Source organism: Halobacteriovorax sp. RT-2-4, from assembly GCF_047085445.1.
GTDB lineage: Bacteria > Bdellovibrionota > Bacteriovoracia > Bacteriovoracales > Bacteriovoracaceae > Halobacteriovorax_A.
Genome location: NZ_JBKIXY010000002.1, coordinates 238868 through 255924, shown reverse-complemented (window position 1 = coordinate 255924; position 17057 = coordinate 238868). Strand labels below are relative to the sequence as shown.

The 17057-nt window shown below is 35.8% G+C and carries 13 protein-coding genes; 4 read left to right on the top strand and 9 right to left on the bottom strand.

Annotated elements, in window-relative coordinates; translation table 11 throughout:
- Nucleotides 1–26: 26 nt before the first annotated feature.
- From ACMAYL_RS11655 to ACMAYL_RS11640, 4 genes are all read right to left on the bottom strand, one after another.
- Complete coding sequence (locus tag ACMAYL_RS11655; RefSeq protein ID WP_103218067.1) at nucleotides 27–863, bottom strand: S1 RNA-binding domain-containing protein; 837 nt, start codon at nucleotides 861–863, stop codon at nucleotides 27–29.
- Nucleotides 811–1164, bottom strand: coding sequence for a DUF1456 family protein (locus ACMAYL_RS11650; protein ID WP_103218066.1), 354 nt, complete (start codon nucleotides 1162–1164; stop codon nucleotides 811–813). The genes ACMAYL_RS11655 and ACMAYL_RS11650 overlap by 53 nt, the downstream gene beginning before the upstream one ends.
- Nucleotides 1164–1547 (bottom strand): RNA recognition motif domain-containing protein, encoded by a 384-nt coding sequence (locus ACMAYL_RS11645; RefSeq protein ID WP_103218065.1) that lies wholly within the window; start codon nucleotides 1545–1547, stop codon nucleotides 1164–1166. The genes ACMAYL_RS11650 and ACMAYL_RS11645 overlap by 1 nt, the downstream gene beginning before the upstream one ends.
- Before the next feature lie 99 nt (nucleotides 1548–1646).
- Nucleotides 1647–2513, bottom strand: a complete 867-nt coding sequence (locus ACMAYL_RS11640; protein ID WP_103218064.1) for a LysR family transcriptional regulator — start codon at nucleotides 2511–2513, stop codon at nucleotides 1647–1649.
- 104 nt (nucleotides 2514–2617) lie between these two features.
- Between ACMAYL_RS11640 and ACMAYL_RS11635 the strand changes: the two genes are divergently transcribed.
- Nucleotides 2618–3157 carry a YceI family protein gene (locus ACMAYL_RS11635; protein WP_103218063.1) on the top strand — a complete coding sequence of 180 codons (540 nt, stop codon included), beginning with the start codon at nucleotides 2618–2620 and terminating at the stop codon, nucleotides 3155–3157.
- Between the two features lie 55 nt (nucleotides 3158–3212).
- Here ACMAYL_RS11635 and ACMAYL_RS11630 read toward each other — a convergent pair whose 3' ends face one another.
- Nucleotides 3213–4484 (bottom strand): dicarboxylate/amino acid:cation symporter, encoded by a 1272-nt coding sequence (locus ACMAYL_RS11630; protein WP_103218062.1) that lies wholly within the window; start codon nucleotides 4482–4484, stop codon nucleotides 3213–3215.
- 78 nt (nucleotides 4485–4562) lie between these two features.
- On the opposite strand from ACMAYL_RS11630, the gene ACMAYL_RS11625 reads away from it, so the two are divergent.
- Nucleotides 4563–5144, top strand: a complete 582-nt coding sequence (locus ACMAYL_RS11625) for a DNA-3-methyladenine glycosylase I (RefSeq protein ID WP_412471322.1) — start codon at nucleotides 4563–4565, stop codon at nucleotides 5142–5144.
- Nucleotides 5145–5146: 2 nt separating this feature from the next.
- On the opposite strand, the gene ACMAYL_RS11620 is transcribed toward ACMAYL_RS11625, so the two are convergent.
- The 4 genes from ACMAYL_RS11620 to ACMAYL_RS11605 all read right to left on the bottom strand — a co-directional run bounded on the left by ACMAYL_RS11620 (nucleotide 5147) and on the right by ACMAYL_RS11605 (nucleotide 14266).
- The gene (locus ACMAYL_RS11620) at nucleotides 5147–6949 is read right to left on the bottom strand and encodes a hypothetical protein (protein WP_412471112.1); all 1803 of its coding nucleotides are present in this window, start codon (nucleotides 6947–6949) and stop codon (nucleotides 5147–5149) included.
- 8 nt (nucleotides 6950–6957) lie between these two features.
- Nucleotides 6958–8700: a phosphatase PAP2 family protein gene (locus tag ACMAYL_RS11615; RefSeq protein ID WP_412471111.1), complete on the bottom strand. Its 1743-nt coding sequence runs from the start codon at nucleotides 8698–8700 to the stop codon at nucleotides 6958–6960.
- Nucleotides 8701–8711: 11 nt separating this feature from the next.
- Nucleotides 8712–11000 carry an outer membrane protein assembly factor gene (locus ACMAYL_RS11610; protein WP_412471110.1) on the bottom strand — a complete coding sequence of 763 codons (2289 nt, stop codon included), beginning with the start codon at nucleotides 10998–11000 and terminating at the stop codon, nucleotides 8712–8714.
- Nucleotides 11001–11143: 143 nt separating this feature from the next.
- Nucleotides 11144–14266, bottom strand: a complete 3123-nt coding sequence (locus tag ACMAYL_RS11605; RefSeq protein ID WP_103218058.1) for an efflux RND transporter permease subunit — start codon at nucleotides 14264–14266, stop codon at nucleotides 11144–11146.
- A gap of 145 nt (nucleotides 14267–14411) precedes the next feature.
- On the opposite strand from ACMAYL_RS11605, the gene msrA reads away from it, so the two are divergent.
- The gene (gene msrA / locus ACMAYL_RS11600) at nucleotides 14412–15479 is read left to right on the top strand and encodes a peptide-methionine (S)-S-oxide reductase MsrA (protein WP_412471109.1); all 1068 of its coding nucleotides are present in this window, start codon (nucleotides 14412–14414) and stop codon (nucleotides 15477–15479) included.
- 74 nt (nucleotides 15480–15553) lie between these two features.
- The gene (locus ACMAYL_RS11595; protein ID WP_412471108.1) at nucleotides 15554–17056 is read left to right on the top strand and encodes a hypothetical protein; all 1503 of its coding nucleotides are present in this window, start codon (nucleotides 15554–15556) and stop codon (nucleotides 17054–17056) included.
- Nucleotide 17057: the final 1 nt, after the last annotated feature.

Genomic DNA, 17057 nt, shown 5'->3' with positions numbered 1-17057 from the left:
CCACATTTTGTGGGCCTTTCTTATTGTTATTGATTTAATTTTATTCCGTTATCTGAGATTGTAATTTTCTTGTCTTTATAGAGCATTCCAATTGTTTTCTTAAACGTCTTCTTACTCATATTTAGAAAGTTCTTAATGTCTTCCGGAGAACTTTTATCATTTAAGAAGCTAGAGCCACCATTTCTTTCTAGAAAGTCGATAATAATGTCTTTTGAGTCGACAAGGTTTTTAATCCCTTGCTCTTGTAGAGCAACATCGACAAGCCCATCTTCACGTAGCTTTTTAACGAATGCTTTAAAGTATTTTCCGCAAGAGACACGTTGAAAGATTTCATTTTTATAAATCATTCCAATGAATTTCTTATTTACGATAACTCTGAAACCTAAATCACTTTCTTGAGCGATAAAAATATCTACTTCATCTCCAACATTAATATCGAAGTCTGAAGATTCAATATACTTTCCAAGTTTTGTCGTCCCAAAGATTCGACCAGTACCTTCTTCTTTACAAATTCGAACAATATGAGACTCGTATTTTCTAACTTTTATTTTTTGCTCATTACCTGGAACAAGTAGGTCTTTAGAAGTTCCCAAGTCAAAGAATGCACCAAATTCTTGGATTTCAATTGCATCTAATAGGGCATACTCACCAACAACTGCAAGAGGAAGCTCTGTTGTTGCAACAAGTTCTCCTTGAGTATCTGGGTAAATAAAGGCCTTAACTTTTGAGCCCACTTCTATTTTTAGAGGCGCAAAGTTTTCTGGAAGAAATACCTGCTGGATATTTTCTTCGTCTACTAGCGTATATCCATTATGAAGTTTTTTTAGAACTTTTAGTGTATTGTTTTTTCCTATATGGAGCATCAGATTTTGCCTTTTTCTTGATTGGTGCTTTTGCTACTGGTTTGGCCTGTGACTTATAAGCTTGTGCCTTGGCCTCTCTTTCTTCACGTGTTCCGCGATTCTTAATGATTAGGCCATTAAGAAATTTTCTAAGAAGTTGATCACCACATTCTTTATAATTTGGATGGTCATCTTTTCTAAAAATTGCAGATAATTCAGATTTTGTAAGTTCAAAATCAACTAGCTTTAAGATTTCGATAATTTCAAAATCCTTAAGAGATAATGCGATTCTAAGCTTTTTTAAAATATCATTATTCGTCATTATTTCTTACCTAGGTGATCGAATAATTCATTTAGGCCACGACGGCGACGAGCTTTCTTTTTTTCAATAATTAGCTCTTGTGCCTCTTCTTTTTCAACCTTTGCTTTAGTCTCTTTCTTGTACTTCTTCTGCTCTTCAAAATTATCTTTAGCAATCGATACCTTAACAGTTCTTCCGTCTAGAGTTGTCCCATCAAGGCCCTTGATCGCATCTTGTGCGCTTTGCTCTTTTTGCATCTTGATAAATGCAATACCTTTGCTCTTTTGAGTTCCCGGAATTGTTAGTAGGTTCACGTCTTGAACACGGCCAAAGCGTGAAAAGATACCTTTTAATTGCTCAGCAGTGATCTTGTAGTTGAGATTACCGATATAAACAGTTTTCATTTCTTACCTTAATTTTATAGTGTTAATGGGGGCAACTTAGCACTAAATGCTTAAGAAATGGGAAAAAATGCTAGAATCAGGTAATTTATTTGCGCTATTTTAGAAGGAATCCCAGATATATTGGGCCACTTCTCCTAAATGGTGCTCTTTTTTGTGTCCTAAGCAAAAGGTGACTGGGACTTTACTCTCAAGATGCTTCAAGTGTACTAGTCGCCCGGCCTTTAGATCTTTCTCAATTAGTGGATAGGGAAGTCTTCCCCAACCAAAGCCATTTAGAATAATTTCTTTTTTCGACGGCGTATCTGTAACCCTCCACTTTAGAGAGTCCTCAATCACGCCAATATTTGTTGTGTCATCTGGAATTGTACTTCGTTGAATTATTTGTGGAAATTGTGCCAGGCCTTTAAAGTTTTGTTGGTTTTTAGGTAGATCAAGAAAAGGATGATCCTTTGCAACCACAAGATACATATCAACTTTACCAATAATTTTATAGTCAAAATTCTTGATACTTGAGAGGTCTTCAAAAATTGCTAAATCGACTCTATCGTTCAATAGCATTTTTTCTCCACTTAGGATTTCACGCTCAAGAATAATTTCTGTGGATGGGTAACGGGCCATGGCCTTCTTGATAATTGGATATAGTTTTTCAAGGCCATAAATTCCAGACACTGAAATGGATAATCTGGTTTCAACATTTGATGAAATTTGCTGAGTCTTGTGAATCAATTCATCATATTGCTTTGTAAGCTTTGAGGCCTCAATTAGAAACTCCTGACCTTTTGTTGTTATCTGTGGCCTATAAGATGAACGATCGACGAGTTCGAAGCCTACTTGTTCCTCAAGATTGTTAATAGAGTAAATTACCGCAGACTTTGCCTTAGCTAGCTCTGAGGCTGCTTTAGTAAAGCTTCCGGCCTTTTCTAACGCCTGTAGGCATTTAATTTGTTCAATTGTTATCCAAATCATGGACTAATTATAGCACAAGATGTCCTTAATAATGATCTTTATTTTCTTCTATACTTTGTTAAGATATTTTAAAAATTATATCATAATTCAAATGGAGGAATATTATGAATAAACTTATGGTTATGGCCCTTGCGGTATTTACTGTATTTGCAACTTATGCTGAAAAAATTGATACTTCAAAATCTACTGTTTTCTGGCAAGGTACTAAAGTAACTGGTCGTCACTTCGGTACAGTTAAAATTAAATCAGGTGATGTTAAGCTTGAAAAAGGTCAACTAGTATCAGGAAAAGTTGTTGTAGATATGAACTCTTTTACTGCGACAGACCTTCAAGGTGAGTGGTTAGATAAGTTAAATGGTCACCTTAAAAATGAAGACTTCTTTCATGTTTCAAAGTACCCAACAGCTACTCTAGATATTAAAAAAGTTGAAGGTTTTACAGTAACTGCTGACCTTACAATTTTAGGAAAGACAAAAGAAGTTAAGTTTCTAGCGGCACAAAATGGTAAGAATTTTGTTGGTTCACTAGAGTTTAATCGTACAGACTTTGGTCTTAAGTATGGTTCTGCTTCTTTCTTCAAAAGCCTTGGTGACAAAGCGATTGATGATAAAGTTAGTTTAGCATTTGATGTTGTTGTAAAATAATTAAACTTTCTTAGACTCCAATAAAAAAGGCCGCTTTAAGCGGCCTTTTGTTTTTTTATGTTAATTTCTTATCTAAGTATCTTTGTGTAACAACTGCTCCAATAATATCACCCTCGACATTTACGGCCGTCCTGAAAGTATCAAGTGGTCTCTCGATTACTAAAAGAATACCAATTGCTTCAAGTGGAATTCCCGCGGCCAGAAGAACCATCTGCATCCCTGACATCGAGCCTGAAGGCATACCTGGTGCTCCTACTGAAGAGAGCATTGCCATAAAGAAGATTGAGAACATGGCAACACCTGAAAGCTCGATTCCATAAAGGTTAGCCAAAAAGATAGCTGCAATCCCTTCAAATAGTGCCGTCCCATCCATATTCATTGTGGCACCTAGGGGAAAGACAAAACCACTAACACCTTTAGAAACGCCTAATTCTTCTTCACAAGTTTGCATTGTTACAGGAAGTGTTGCTGAACTTGAGGCAGTCGAAAGGGCAAGTAGTAGAGGCCTTGCCGTTTTCTTAAATAGTTTGATTGGGTTTAGTCCTCCAAAGAACCATGCAATTGATGGAAGAACGAGAAGCCCGTGTACCATTGTTGCCCCAAATACTAAGAGGGCAAAAGAGAGAAGCTCAGAGAAAATATCTCCCGATACCTTAACTTTAAAATCAAAAACGATAGCAAAAATACCAATTGGACTCAGATTGATAATCCAGTGGAGTACCCGATTAATGACTATATTGAGATCCTTAACGATTTGATAAAGAGGACTCGAGGTGTGATGAACTATTAGTAACGATAAGCCTAGAAGAAGAGCTGCCGTAACAATTCCAAGAATATTATTATTTGCAAGGGCATGGAATGGATTTACAAGTGCAGTTGTAAAAACGTTCTTAATGACAAGTGGTATTGAGTTAGAACCCTCTGCAATGAACTTAGCAGGCTTTTGCTGTTGGATTGAATCCTTAGTCTTAATTGTTACTCCAGAGTCTTTCCATGGATGAATGAAGAAGACTGCTGTTAGACCAATAAAGATTGCGATGATTGTTGTTGAGATATAGTAAGTGATCGTCACCATTCCCATGGACTTAAGTTTTGTGATTTCACCTATGCTGATTATCCCACCAATTAGTGAGAAGAAAATCATCGGAGCAATCATCATCTTAAGTGAGCTGATGAAGACATCCTTAATCATAACGATTATTTGATAAATATCTGGAGGGTTTTTTGACGTTGCCCAAAGTGGATCACCAAAAATTGATCCTAAAATATATCCAAGTACACCTGCGACGAGTACCCAGAAGCTTAAGTTTTTGACTACTTTACTCATTTATTATCCTTTCTGAAAGTACATGAAGGTTTATTTTAATCCTTATTTATAATTTAAAAAAGGTTTATAATGATCGTTATGAAAGAAAGATGCCCGTGGTTAAAATTATCAAATAAACAATATGTCGATTATCATGATAAAGAGTGGGGAAGACCTATTCACGATGATCGAACTCTCTTCGAATTCCTTATTCTAGAAGGTGCACAGGCGGGCCTTAGTTGGGAAACTGTATTAACTAAAAGAGAGCATTATCGTAAGGTTTTCCATAATTTTGATGTGAAGAAAGTTTCAAAAATCACACCGTCAAAGATTGAAAAACTCTTACTCGATCCGGGGATTATTAGAAATCGCCTAAAAGTTGAGTCAACAGTTTCAAATGCTAAGTACTTTATCGAAGTTCAAAAGGAGTTTGGAAGCTTTGATAAGTATATTTGGTCTTTTACAAATGGAAAGACTATCTATAATAGCTTTTCTGGCCTTAAAGATTATCCCTCAAAAACAGAGTTAAGTGACGCCATATCAAAAGATTTAAAAAAGAGGGGATTTCGCTTTGTTGGAAGCACTATCATATATGCTTTCTTACAGGCATGTGGAATTGTCCAAGACCATAGTCAAAGTTGTTACTTGCACGGAAAGAAACTTAAAAAACTTGTTAAATGAGACTAGTAGAGATTTCCTCTAATATATCCCTGTCCCATGAGATCATTAAGTCCAATGATATTGACCATAGCTCTTTGAAGCTTTGGTCCTAGTTTCGACTTTCGAAGACTTTCAACTAAGAGAGCAGCCTTTTCCTTAGTAAGACCGTTAACACGCATTTTATGTAAAATATTATAAATCTTCTTTGCAAGCTTTAAGTTTTCAAGCTGCTTTAGCTTTCTTTTTTCACTTTTTGAGAGGCGATTCTGTTGTCCACTATGGGAGTCGTTGTATACATAATTCTCTCTTTCAAATTGACGTCTTTTAGCTCCATCAATCCAAATAAGAGAATTTGTATAATCAAAAGCTAAGGCGATTGATTCCCATAAATCAAAATCATCAACATTCATAATCTCTGAAATCGCCTTTGTTGAAAACATAAGAGAAGAGTGAATTTGTACCTTGCCATACTTCTTCTTTTTATCGAAATCAATTCTCATTCCATTATCAAGGTATCGTTCAAAGAGAAATTGCGCCTCATTATTTAGTTCACGGCCTGTGGCAATTTCATCAGAATATGTGTAACTAAGCTCTAAACTAAAGCTAGAGATAGCATCTTCATTTGTAGGAACGATCGCTTTTACTTCAAAGCTTCTATTTTCTTTTCCTGAAAATCCTTTATGATCAGTAATTTTCTTATGTTCGATAATGTCGTAATGGTAAGCATCGCCATTATTAAATGTCGTTGTATACTTGCCATCTTCTTTTATATAGCGAGCACCTGATTTCCAAAGAAGAAGATTTAAACCCCAATTGAACTCGCTATTTTTGATATCGCCTTCTTTTTGAATATAGAGATCAACGCTTTGATTTCTTTTTTCTTCAAGGTCTTGTAGCTTAGAAAAATCTTGAGCTAGAAAGCTTAGGTAAGCATCAAGTCCTTCTTTTGTACTAAGATCCACCTTGTAAACAAGTTCGTTGATCTTACTTTCTTTATTCTTGTAGTTAAAAACGATAGGAGAGTAACCTGCTGATCCATTGATACCGATAGATATAGGGAGATCAATTACTTCATCTAAGAAAACACTTAGTCCCAAACCTAGGCCTTTTGATCTCTCATTTAAGTTTTTAATTGTGATGAGCGCTATATCCTGCGCAGCTTTTTCGATGGTAATATCTAAGGCCTTCATTACTTTAAACTTAGCTTTTGGGCCGAAGCGATCAAGAACAGGAATGACTACATCAAGGAATTCTAACCAGATTAAATTCATGCGTGAAGCAAAGCCAGTCATGAGTATAGTATTAACTTGTTCTCCATCTTTGAGTTGATTAAGTTTCGCTCTTGTCATTGGAAGTTCGTTAACCTTCATATGATTAAGAGTTATTGCTTGTTCGTATGAATCAACCGTCGTCACTTTTGAAAACTTACGCTCTTCAATTGGAGCTCCCTGTAAAACGGGAACAAGCGTTTTAAATAGAAAGTTCGCACCGATATATGCCATCTGCTCCAGAACAGGAGCATTAAGTGTGACAGAGTCCACAACGAGGAATTGACCATTAATTGCAGGATAGATATTTCTTTGAACCTTGGGCCCATGCCATCCTTTTTGATAGATTGTTCCAAAATATTGAAGTTTTAGTTGTCCTTCAAGCCACTCTTCATTCTCTTGAAGCTCCTTAAGATTCTTCCAATTCTTATTAACTAGCTTCTCAATATCTTTTAAAACAGCATGGTTTTCATCTAACACAAAATCAAATGCCCAGGTACTAGAGCTAGTACCTAGAGCAATGATTATTGATAATATCAGAGTAAAAACAATCTTCAATTTACTTCCTAGTTCTCGTTATCAGTAGGTGAGAATACTAATTTGTAGTAGTCAATTGGCCAGGCCCTAAGATCTTTTTGACCTTCTACCTTGTATGTTACAGCACCACCGTTTAGGTCACCAGTTACTGGAGTAAATGTTACTGGGCCGTCTTGTTTTTTATCAAATAATTTGTACATTAACTTACCGGAAATCCATCCAATAAGCGCCCCTAGAGTAACATCTGAGAACCAATGAGCATTCTTATACACGCGAGCAAAACTTGTCAGAGCCGCGAGTGAATAAGCCGCAATAGGGACAATCTTAGTGTCCTTAAATTCTGTGGCAAATACAGTCATTACAGACCATGCACCAGCAGAGTGACCTGAAGAGAAAGACGTATTATTTCGACCAAAGTTCACTCCATCAAAGTGATATGGGCCTTTCCCCTCACGAGGTCTTGCACGTGAACTCAGTGACTTAAGTAGCTGAGTTGCTAATTGTCCAATTAAAACTGCACCAACACTTCTCACTGCTGCACGCTTAAATTGGTCGTTCTTAAAAACAAGGCCAATGGCCATTGATGCTCCAACTAGTGGCACAAGCCCGGCCGCTTCACCATAATTATTTGTGAAGTCAGTAATTGTCGTCAGAGTGTCGTTCTTATTATCCTGTACGAAATCCATTAGCGGGCGATCAAATGCCATCATAACACCTACAACACCAAGTGTTTTAAGCATAAGTGACTTCTCTGAATCAGAGAACTCGATTGGCATAAAGATTGAGCGATCACGCCCTTTTTTATTTTTTAGAAGCTCTTTTAAATCTGCATCGCTAAGAAGAGATTTTTTTATCTCACTACTATCTTGTATCGCTTGATTTAGCACGCTTTCGCTTACCGCTGCTGCTGCAATTCCTGCTTTCTTTAGATCTTTTAAGACACTTCTAACTTCGCGATCTTTAACATAACTACTTTCACTAAGAAGAAAAGCAACTTGTGCCATTCTCTCTTTCGCATCAATTAGCTTAGTTTGATTACTATTGTATAATTCAAATAGTTCTAGAAGGGCCTGTGCCTTTATACGACTATCTTCATTTGAAGAAAGCTCTTGCATGAGTAGAGCTGCTTGATACTCATAGATATCTTTATCTTTTGTTTTCTTATTAAGCCAAATTTCATATTTAAAGTCTGATAGAGTTTTCTCTAAGCGCTTTGTTTTTGAATTACTAAGTTTACTTTGGATATCTGTTAGCATCATTGAATTTGGAAAGCTTCTCAAAAAGTCTTCTTGAACCATAATGGCTTCATTAACGATATCATTTGCACTTCCATCTTCTTTAACAAAATTACCAACAGGCATATTTTTAATATCAGTAGGTAGGTTCTGATTATAGAGGTCAGCAAGTTGGTAATGAATTGTCTCAGAGCTAGGATGATTTTTAACTAGCTTCTTTAATGAAAGAGAAAAGTTCGCATAGTCATTTAAATAATTCCCTTCATATAGCTCGTTTAATAACTTGATATCAACTCCTTGATCTAAGGCCAGCTTTTGATCTTTTACGAGTGCCAGTTGATAACTTCTGGCCGCTTTACAGTGCTTAGCTGATCCAGATAATTCTTGAGCTTCATTTAAAGCTGTTTGAAAATCTACTTCCTCGATCTTGATGTCTTTTTGAAGACGATCACAAACTTCGAGATTCTTTGCTTTTACACCCACAGTACCTAGTAAGGCCAAGGCAGTAATAAGTTGAGGTAATCGATTAAAATTCATATTTAATCTCCTTATAAGTTATAAGCAGGGTCATATTCCCCGATAATAAAGTAGAATGGTTTTGTTATATCTCCATCTTTACTTAGAAGTGGTATCGTTAGTCCTGCTTCAAATGTTTCTGAAACAAAGCCAGCGTCCATTTTTGCCCTTAGGCCTAGTCCACCAACAAGTCTAAAGTCATCCATTGCTAATGAGCTATCTCCTGGAGTGAATGCATCAAGAAATAGAACTCCACTAAAGACATCTTTATAAATAGGCATACTATATGTAAGGTTGGCCGAGATCATTGAATTAGATCCTAGCTGCCCATCCTTACTAATTGACCCGTATTCAAATCCACGTATTGTTCCATTTCCTCCACCTTGAAGACGCTCGTAAAATGGAGTTTGTTCGGAGGCATAACCAAGAGTGATTCTTCCCGAAATACGGTGAGCTCCTCCATCTTGATTGCGGTAGAGTTCACGGGACGTCTGAGCATTTACAATACTTTTAAAAAACAAATCTTGCTTATTAAATGAAGGCAGTAGGTGAATAGAAATAGTACCGTTTGTTTTTAATCCCTTATCATTTGTATCTTCAAATCGATATGCAAATGAGCCGATAAGACCACTAATAACGTCTTTAGTATCAGATAGATCAATTTCAGAAGCATATTGTTGTGACAAACTATTAACAGAAATATACTCAAGCCTAGTACCTAGGCCAACTTTAATATTCTTTGTTAACTGTTTCTCAAAGAGAATGCGAATAGCTGATTTATTTTCGTTATAATGAAAGCTTCTTTCAGTGTCGTGATTGGCCGCTATATTTAAACTAATATTTGAACCGAAAAGATGTTGGTCATTATAAACCAGCCCAATACGATTGATCTCTTTTGAAATCATTGTCGTTAGGGCCAATGAACTTCCCGTCCCAAATAGGTTTCCATCACTTAATGAAACACCAAAGCCTGCACCTCCATAAACGGATCCAAGAGAGAATTGAATAGTTTGAGTACTCTCTTCCTGTACCTGAATTATTATCTTACCCGCACTCTTAGTCATCGGGGTATAGTCAATTTTAACATCTCTAAAGAAACCACTTTTATATAGAGCGAGTATTGATTCATTGATTTTGTTCGTATTGACGATTTCTCCATTATAAATTGAGATCAGCTCGTAAATCGTTTCTGGCGTTGTTTTTGTATTACCGATAATTTCCATCTTTATAATTTTTTGGACAACACCTTCTTCTATATTTACGGATGCGCTTCTTTTATTTTGATCATAATTCATTGTGATATGAGCAAATACATATCCTTTTTCACCATAGACTTCTCTTAGCTTTTGAATAGCTTCTCTCTGTTTTTTTATAGAAAAAACTGATGGTAATTTAATATTTAAAGTTTTTAGAATTTCTTCGTTAGAAAATACTTCATTACCACTAATCGATAATTGATCTAATTTTAGTTGATCATTTTCTTTAATAGTAAAAAGTAGATTTGCCTTTGTTTTTTCGATTTTAAATGATGGTGTAACTTCAATATTGATGAAGCCTTGCTCCATGTAATGTCTTTTGATTCTTTCGACGTCTTCAAGAAATGTGCTTTCAATGAATAGGTTTTTAGAAAAGAGGTGAGACTCTTTCGAAGAAATCAACTCTCTTAATTGTCTTGAGGTAAAAGTATTATTACCGTCGAAGTTGATATCGTTAATTTTAATTTGTTCTGAGTTAAGATAAATATCGAAGAAGATACTAATTTCATCTTCCTTATCAAGCTTTAACTTCTTATTAACTTTAGTAAGTGCATGGCCTTTTGACTTATAAAACTCACTAATTGTATTTAAATCTTCAAGCATTTGTTTTGACTTGAAGAAAGCTCCACGACGAAGTGCAAGCTTTGATCTAAGATCACTTTCAATATCATTTTCTAGGTTTTGATTATCAAATACTCTAATAATAACTCTTTTTATGAGTCTCTTTTTTTGCATTTCAAATTTTATCGAAACGCTAGCTTCGTTAAGAGGAAGAACTTCTAGCTCTACATTTTCATAGAGATCATCATTCTCTTCTTTTAGTTTTTCCAAATCATTGGTTATTTTTTCGATATCAAGATTTTCACCTTCACGAGACTCAATATCATTTATACCAAAGATTAGTTTCTCTGCGACATCTTCACCTAGATCATTGTGAATTAATAGCTGTTCAATTTTGAGTTGAAGTTCTGTCGTCGTATCCTGGCCAAAGCTCGTAGGAGTACATAAAAGGTAAGTACCTAGCATCAGGATAAGAAATTTCTTCAAAATATTGAATTTGCTCATATGAAGAAATTATCATTATTTAGTCACAGGAATTAGTGTTTTGAAAAAACGAAAAGGGCCGTAAATAAAATGGACAAGATTTTTTATTGAATAGATACCTGATATTAACGGCCATTAGGACATAATATCAGGTACTTAATAATCTATTTCTCGCTTAGAAAGGCTTCTTCTTCTGGTATATCTTGAGTCACTAAAAACCTCGATAAATATGAGAAGATCGCCGGTGTTAGAAATAATGTAATGACTGTCGAGATAGCTAGACCCCAGCCCATTGTAAGCATCATCTCTGATAACATTGAATCGTATCCCGCAAAACCGTAGGCCGTAGGAAGTACCCCAATAACAGTAGTTAGTGTTGTCAGGATAATTGCTCTAAGTCTTGTTGAAGAGATCTCACCAATCTGCTTGTAAAGATCCTTCTTATCTGTCGTAAACTTAGTATCATTGATTAACTTATCAATGAGGACAATTGAATCATTGACTACAACCCCAACCATTCCTAGTGCACCGATGACCGCAAAGAATCCAAAAATTTCCATACTGTGTGCCATAAGAATATAAATAACTCCGGATACCCCAATTGGAATAATCGTCATAATGATTAGTGGGGCCGAGAGTGATTTAAACTGTATCGTTAAGATCATATAAATTAAAGCAATGACAAGAAAACCTGCCATCATAAAGTCTCCTGTAGACTCCCTCGTTTCCTCAATTTCACCAACAAAGTTAATAATTGAAGATGGATACTTTTTAAGAATTTCTGGAAAAACTTCATTCTCATAGTAATCTGCTACTTCTAAAGGAGTAACACCTGAGCTTTCTTCAATATCAGAGTAGACCATTGTCGTTCTTTTAAAGTCAACACGCTCAATATTAGAAGGTTTTACAACTTCTTCAATTGTTATAAAACGTGAGATAGGAACATAGCCACCCGTGCCGTTATCAATTCTTAGTTGCTTTAATCTTTCGATATCAACTTTGTAATTCTTAGCGACAGTAAGTCTTACTTCAACCTCTTCATCAGTACTTTTAAGAGTATAAAGAACTGTTCCTTGGACAAATGTACGTAGGGAAGTGGTAACGTCACTTGGAGTAAGGCCAAATCTTAAAATTTCATTTTGATTAATTTTAAAGTTATACTCTTTAGTATTAATAGGTCTTTCAATCTCAACGTTTTTAAGAGTTTTATTGGCCTTTTGATTTTCTGCAAGTATATTTGCAATCTCAGCTCTAATCTTGTCATCATTTTCTTGAATTTGAATTTCAATCGTTGAACCAGAACCACTTCCCCAGCGAGATTTAAAGAAGCGCACTTCTTCAATATTTGGAGTGTCTTTCATTCTTTCTTTTAAAATATCAATGATTTGATTTGCAGAAAGTTCTCTTTCATCTGCAGGTAAAATTTCAACATTGATATTTGCACGATTGTAATTAACTGCACCACCACGTCTTGATTGACCTACATTTGAACGGAAACCAACAATACTTAATTCCTTAGTCGAGGCAAGTAGAATATCTTCAATTGGTTTAAGATACTCATTCATTTCATCTTTTGAAGTTCCTTTTTTAGTGTAAACACTTAAACTCAATTCCTTACTTTCTTCTCTTGGAAACATCACAAATTTAAGTTTTGTTTTGAAAAGATATCCCGAAAGGGCAGTGGATGCGATGAAGATCACAACAATTAGGGCGCGATAATTTAAGGCCTTCTCTAAGGTATTTGCATAAATTGCTTCATATTTTCTAAACCAACTTACTTCATGTTTCTTCTTAGGTTTTCTCTGGAAAACGTGTGCTGGAAGTACTGTGAAGGATTCAAGTAATGAGGCAACGAGCATCATCGTAATAATAAAGGGAAGAACGTAGACGAATTTTCCAAACCATCCTCCAAAGAATAAGAGAGGCAGAAAGGCCACACAAGTTGTCGCAATTGCACTTGTGATAGGCATTAGAAGACTCGCAGCATTTGCTGTTACCTTATCCATTAACTCTTTTAAAGTCCCTTTGTGATCTTCTGTAATTCGGCCTATATTCTCAGCTACAATAATGGCATCATCTACGACAATTCCCATTACAATGATGATTGCAGCAAGAGTCATATTATTGATTGTGTAATCAAAAATGAGCATACAAATAAGGGTGAAGCATAGTGTGAATGGGATCCCCATACTGACCCATATTCCTGATTTAAAATCGAGGAATAAAAAGAGAACGAGAACAATAAGAGCAAAACCAAGTAGTCCGTTACTGGCGACAATGGCAAGTCTATTTTTTACATCGTATGACTCATCATCAAGTGTTACGATTTTCAAATCATCGAGCTGTCCTTTCTTGTATTTTTCAATGAAGGCAACGGTCGCTTTATTTGCTTCAAGAATATCAACATTGTGACTCTTCTTTAAGTTGAGCATGATTCCTTCATGGCCATTAATTTTATAGATGCTATTAGTTTTTTCAAAAGATTTTCTAAAAGTTGCTATTTGATCAAGAGTAACACCTTCACCATCGTAGTTACCTGTAACAAGAAGGTCTTTAAAATCACTTTCATCAATAAGTTCATTAATTGAAGTTACTTTAGATTGCTGTGTATCTTCTAAAACTCCGATAGGAGCACGAATGTGACTTTCTCTTAAGCTTGAAACAACTTTGTGGATTGATATTTTATTTTCCTTTATCTTAGTAGGACTAAGTAGGATATGATTTTCTGGATCAAGATAACCACTGCGATCAACACCTGATACTGAAGGTAGTGTCTTTACTTGAGTTTCAAAATTTCTAACTAATTGTTGAAGGCGATCACGGTCTTTAACTGATAGGTCTCTTTTACCCTCAAGATAGAATCCAATATCAATATATGCTTTTTCAGAAGATTTAAATTGATGAAAAGTTGGGAGTTCGGCTTCATTAGGAAGATCTGCACGAAGTGCCGCATCTTGTATGTCGAGGTAAACTTCTCTCGGGTTCGGGTAGTTCTCAAGCATCACAACTGTAACAGAACTTGAACCTGTTGAAGAAACTGAGCGCACTTCTTCGATACCTGCAACGTTCTTTAACTCTTCTTCAATGGGCTTTGTAATAAAAAATTCCACATCCTCTGCACTTGCCCCTGGAAAAACAGTCATGATTCGAACATAAGGTGATTCAAAGTCTGGCATTTCTTCCTTTGGAATTTTAGTCCACGCAAAGATTGCGATGACAAAGACACTGAAGAATAAAACGTTAGAGATTAGAAGATTATCGATAAAGTATTGTATAAATTTTTTCATATTCTAATTTTAAGTAGCCAAAATCACGAGGTCAAACTCTTTCAGTCGGCCATAGTTCCTTGTGTTAAGATTAGGATGTAACAATTTAGTTTTGCGCTACGAATACTTATACGAAGGAAGTAGAAGAAAGTTTCACGGAGGTAAAATGAAGTTTGTTCTCTTAACTATATTGATTGCGTTAAGTACCTGTATTCATGCAGCTAAAGAAACTGCGGTATTTGGCGGAGGCTGCTTCTGGTGTATGGAAGCTCCATTTGAAAAACTTAAAGGTGTAAGCTCCGTTGTCTCTGGCTATATGGGAGGAACAAAAGAGAGTCCAAGTTATCAGGAAGTTTCAAGTGGTAGTAGTGGACATGTTGAGGTTGTACAAGTGACATACGACAACTCACTTGTCAGTTATGAGGATCTCCTTGAAATTTATTGGCAAAATATTGATCCGACTGATAGTGGAGGTCAATTCGCTGACCGTGGTAGTCAGTACCGCACTGTGATTTTTGTCACCAATGAGAAACAAAAGCAAATAGCTCTAAATTCGAAAAATAATCTTGAAGCCTGTAAGAAGTATGACAAACCAATTGTGACTGCTATTGAGATGGCACATAAATTTTTTCCAGCAGAAGATTATCATCAAGATTATTATAAAAAGAATCCGATACGCTATAATACCTATAAAGAATTATCTGGACGTGGTGGCTATATTCGCGATGTCGCTTCAAGACCTTTAAAGTGTGAAAAGAAAGAAATAAAACAAGCAAAAGAAAATAAGGATAAAGTTATGTACAAGAAACCTGATCTCAAAGAATTAAAAGAAAAACTAACGCCTCTTGAATTTGAAGTGACTCAAAATGATGCTACAGAGAGACCTTTTGCTAATAAGTACTGGGACAATAAAGAAGAGGGGATTTACGTTGATGTTGCAACAGGTGAGCCCCTTTTTAGCTCTCTTGATAAGTATGACTCTGGTTCGGGATGGCCTGCATTCACAAAGCCTATTGATCAAAAAGTGGTAAGTATGAAAGAAGATACTAAGCTATTTATGACAAGAACTGAGGTGCGCTCATCGAGTGGAGACTCTCATCTTGGTCACGTCTTTGATGATGGCCCAGGCCCAGATGGAAAGCGCTATTGCATAAATTCTGCGGCCATGCGCTTTATCCCAAAGGTCGATCTAGAAAAAGAAGGCTATGGCCAGTACCTTTCATTATTTAAGTAACTGAAATTACATGCTGATTTAAGCTGATTTCTTTAAAGATTAGGCCCAAGTCACCGATAAGACGACGAGGGCCTATGAGAAGATTATTTACCTATTTAATTGTATTCAATTTCACGTTTAATTCATTTGCATCATGTGGTGGTGTTCTTAAGTCATTTCTTGGAATGAGAAAGAGCTCTTTCTACGATACTCCTGAGTATGCACTTAAGCAGAAGATCAATAAGCTTGAGATCTTAAATAATCGTTTAAGAAACTCAAGTGAACATCAAGAGCCTGCTACAACTTTGGCCATTTGGAAAAAGATTGAAAGGCTTGATAATAATATTTTTACAAAACACTATTCTGTTAACGTAAGAGACTGGGAAGTCTTCTTTCGCGACTTTGAGATGAATTTCATTTCATTTCAAAGGCTTTCAGATATTAATAAAAAGTTTGAGTCGACAGAGATTACAAAAGCAAAGTTAAAAAGCTACATCGCCTCAAAGGGTTATGCGAGTGAGTTTCAAGATTTTATTCTTTCTAAGTTTGAAAATTTACCTAATGCTGAAATATTCAAAATTCAATTAGATAAAGAGATTCAAAGTAATCTGCTTCATATTGGTAATCACTACTACGAGTATAGACTTGTGAGAGAACACTTAAGAGACTTAAATGGAAGTGATCTTTGTAATAGTGAATGTGAGGCTCAGCTAAAAACACTTCTTGCTAATCTAGGGGTAGAGAGTGAAAAGGAGCAACGAAGCTTACCTGTATTTTTTAAAGGGGTGGAAAGACCAGACTTAGAGGAATTAAATAAGGTTGTTCACGAAAACCCTGTTGCCTTATTAACAAAGCTTAAGAAGGAGAGAAACGCTGAGGTTGTAAACTGGCTTATCTCTTTAATGCTTCAACCAGAAATCATTGATTCGATTATGGGGCTGGTTTATAAATCAAAAAGAATAGGAAAGTATCGTGCTGTTCGTATCTTTCAAGCTTTCTATAATGCACAAGCAAGAACGATTCATTTTCCAAAAATCAATAGTATTGTTAAGAGTTTTAAGAATGATGTGGAAAAGAGTTATTCTCATTTAAAGAATGTAAATACATCTGTTCCAAAAGATGAAATTCTTGTTACTTTTGCAAGAATGGTTGATGCACTTGCTGTTAAGAAGTGGAAGATATTAAAAGAACATGCCAAAACAGCAGACCCAAAATTTTATGAGCGTATGATGGCCGCGGAAGAGAAGGCAATTGCTCGTGGTGATATCAGTATTACCCATAAAAGAAGCCTAATTGGTCAACTTATTCAATTTGTTCCAGCTTCAACTCCTATTTACCTCTATCAGAGGTCAAAATTAGAAGAGAGAGCAACAGTTACTGAAGTTGATGAGAACGGTGAGGAAATAGATTCAAAGTCTGAAGAATCTAGTCCAGAAGTTACAATTGAGCACGGTGATGAGATGGACCTTGCACTTGAGGAAGTCGCTGAAGTTATGGCCGAAGTACAAGAGACGCAACGAAATCCTTCTTCAATTGAAAGAAGCTGGATTGAAAGATTCTTTAGTCGCATTGAATCCTTCTTTAGAGCAGAAGGTTAGT

Excerpts from the sequence above, each read along its gene's own strand:
- ACMAYL_RS11655 (WP_103218067.1), bottom strand. The coding sequence starts at position 863 with ATGCTCCATATAGGAAAAAACAATACACTAAAAGTTCTAAAAAAACTT.
- ACMAYL_RS11650 (WP_103218066.1), bottom strand. The coding sequence starts at position 1,164 with ATGACGAATAATGATATTTTAAAAAAGCTTAGAATCGCATTATCTCTT.
- ACMAYL_RS11645 (WP_103218065.1), bottom strand. The coding sequence starts at position 1,547 with ATGAAAACTGTTTATATCGGTAATCTCAACTACAAGATCACTGCTGAG.
- ACMAYL_RS11640 (WP_103218064.1), bottom strand. The coding sequence starts at position 2,513 with ATGATTTGGATAACAATTGAACAAATTAAATGCCTACAGGCGTTAGAA.
- ACMAYL_RS11635 (WP_103218063.1), top strand. The coding sequence starts at position 2,618 with ATGAATAAACTTATGGTTATGGCCCTTGCGGTATTTACTGTATTTGCA.
- ACMAYL_RS11630 (WP_103218062.1), bottom strand. The coding sequence starts at position 4,484 with ATGAGTAAAGTAGTCAAAAACTTAAGCTTCTGGGTACTCGTCGCAGGT.
- ACMAYL_RS11625 (WP_412471322.1), top strand. The coding sequence starts at position 4,563 with ATGAAAGAAAGATGCCCGTGGTTAAAATTATCAAATAAACAATATGTC.
- ACMAYL_RS11615 (WP_412471111.1), bottom strand. The coding sequence starts at position 8,700 with ATGAATTTTAATCGATTACCTCAACTTATTACTGCCTTGGCCTTACTA.
- ACMAYL_RS11610 (WP_412471110.1), bottom strand. The coding sequence starts at position 11,000 with ATGAGCAAATTCAATATTTTGAAGAAATTTCTTATCCTGATGCTAGGT.
- ACMAYL_RS11605 (WP_103218058.1), bottom strand. The coding sequence starts at position 14,266 with ATGAAAAAATTTATACAATACTTTATCGATAATCTTCTAATCTCTAAC.
- msrA (WP_412471109.1), top strand. The coding sequence starts at position 14,412 with ATGAAGTTTGTTCTCTTAACTATATTGATTGCGTTAAGTACCTGTATT.
- ACMAYL_RS11595 (WP_412471108.1), top strand. The coding sequence starts at position 15,554 with ATGAGAAGATTATTTACCTATTTAATTGTATTCAATTTCACGTTTAAT.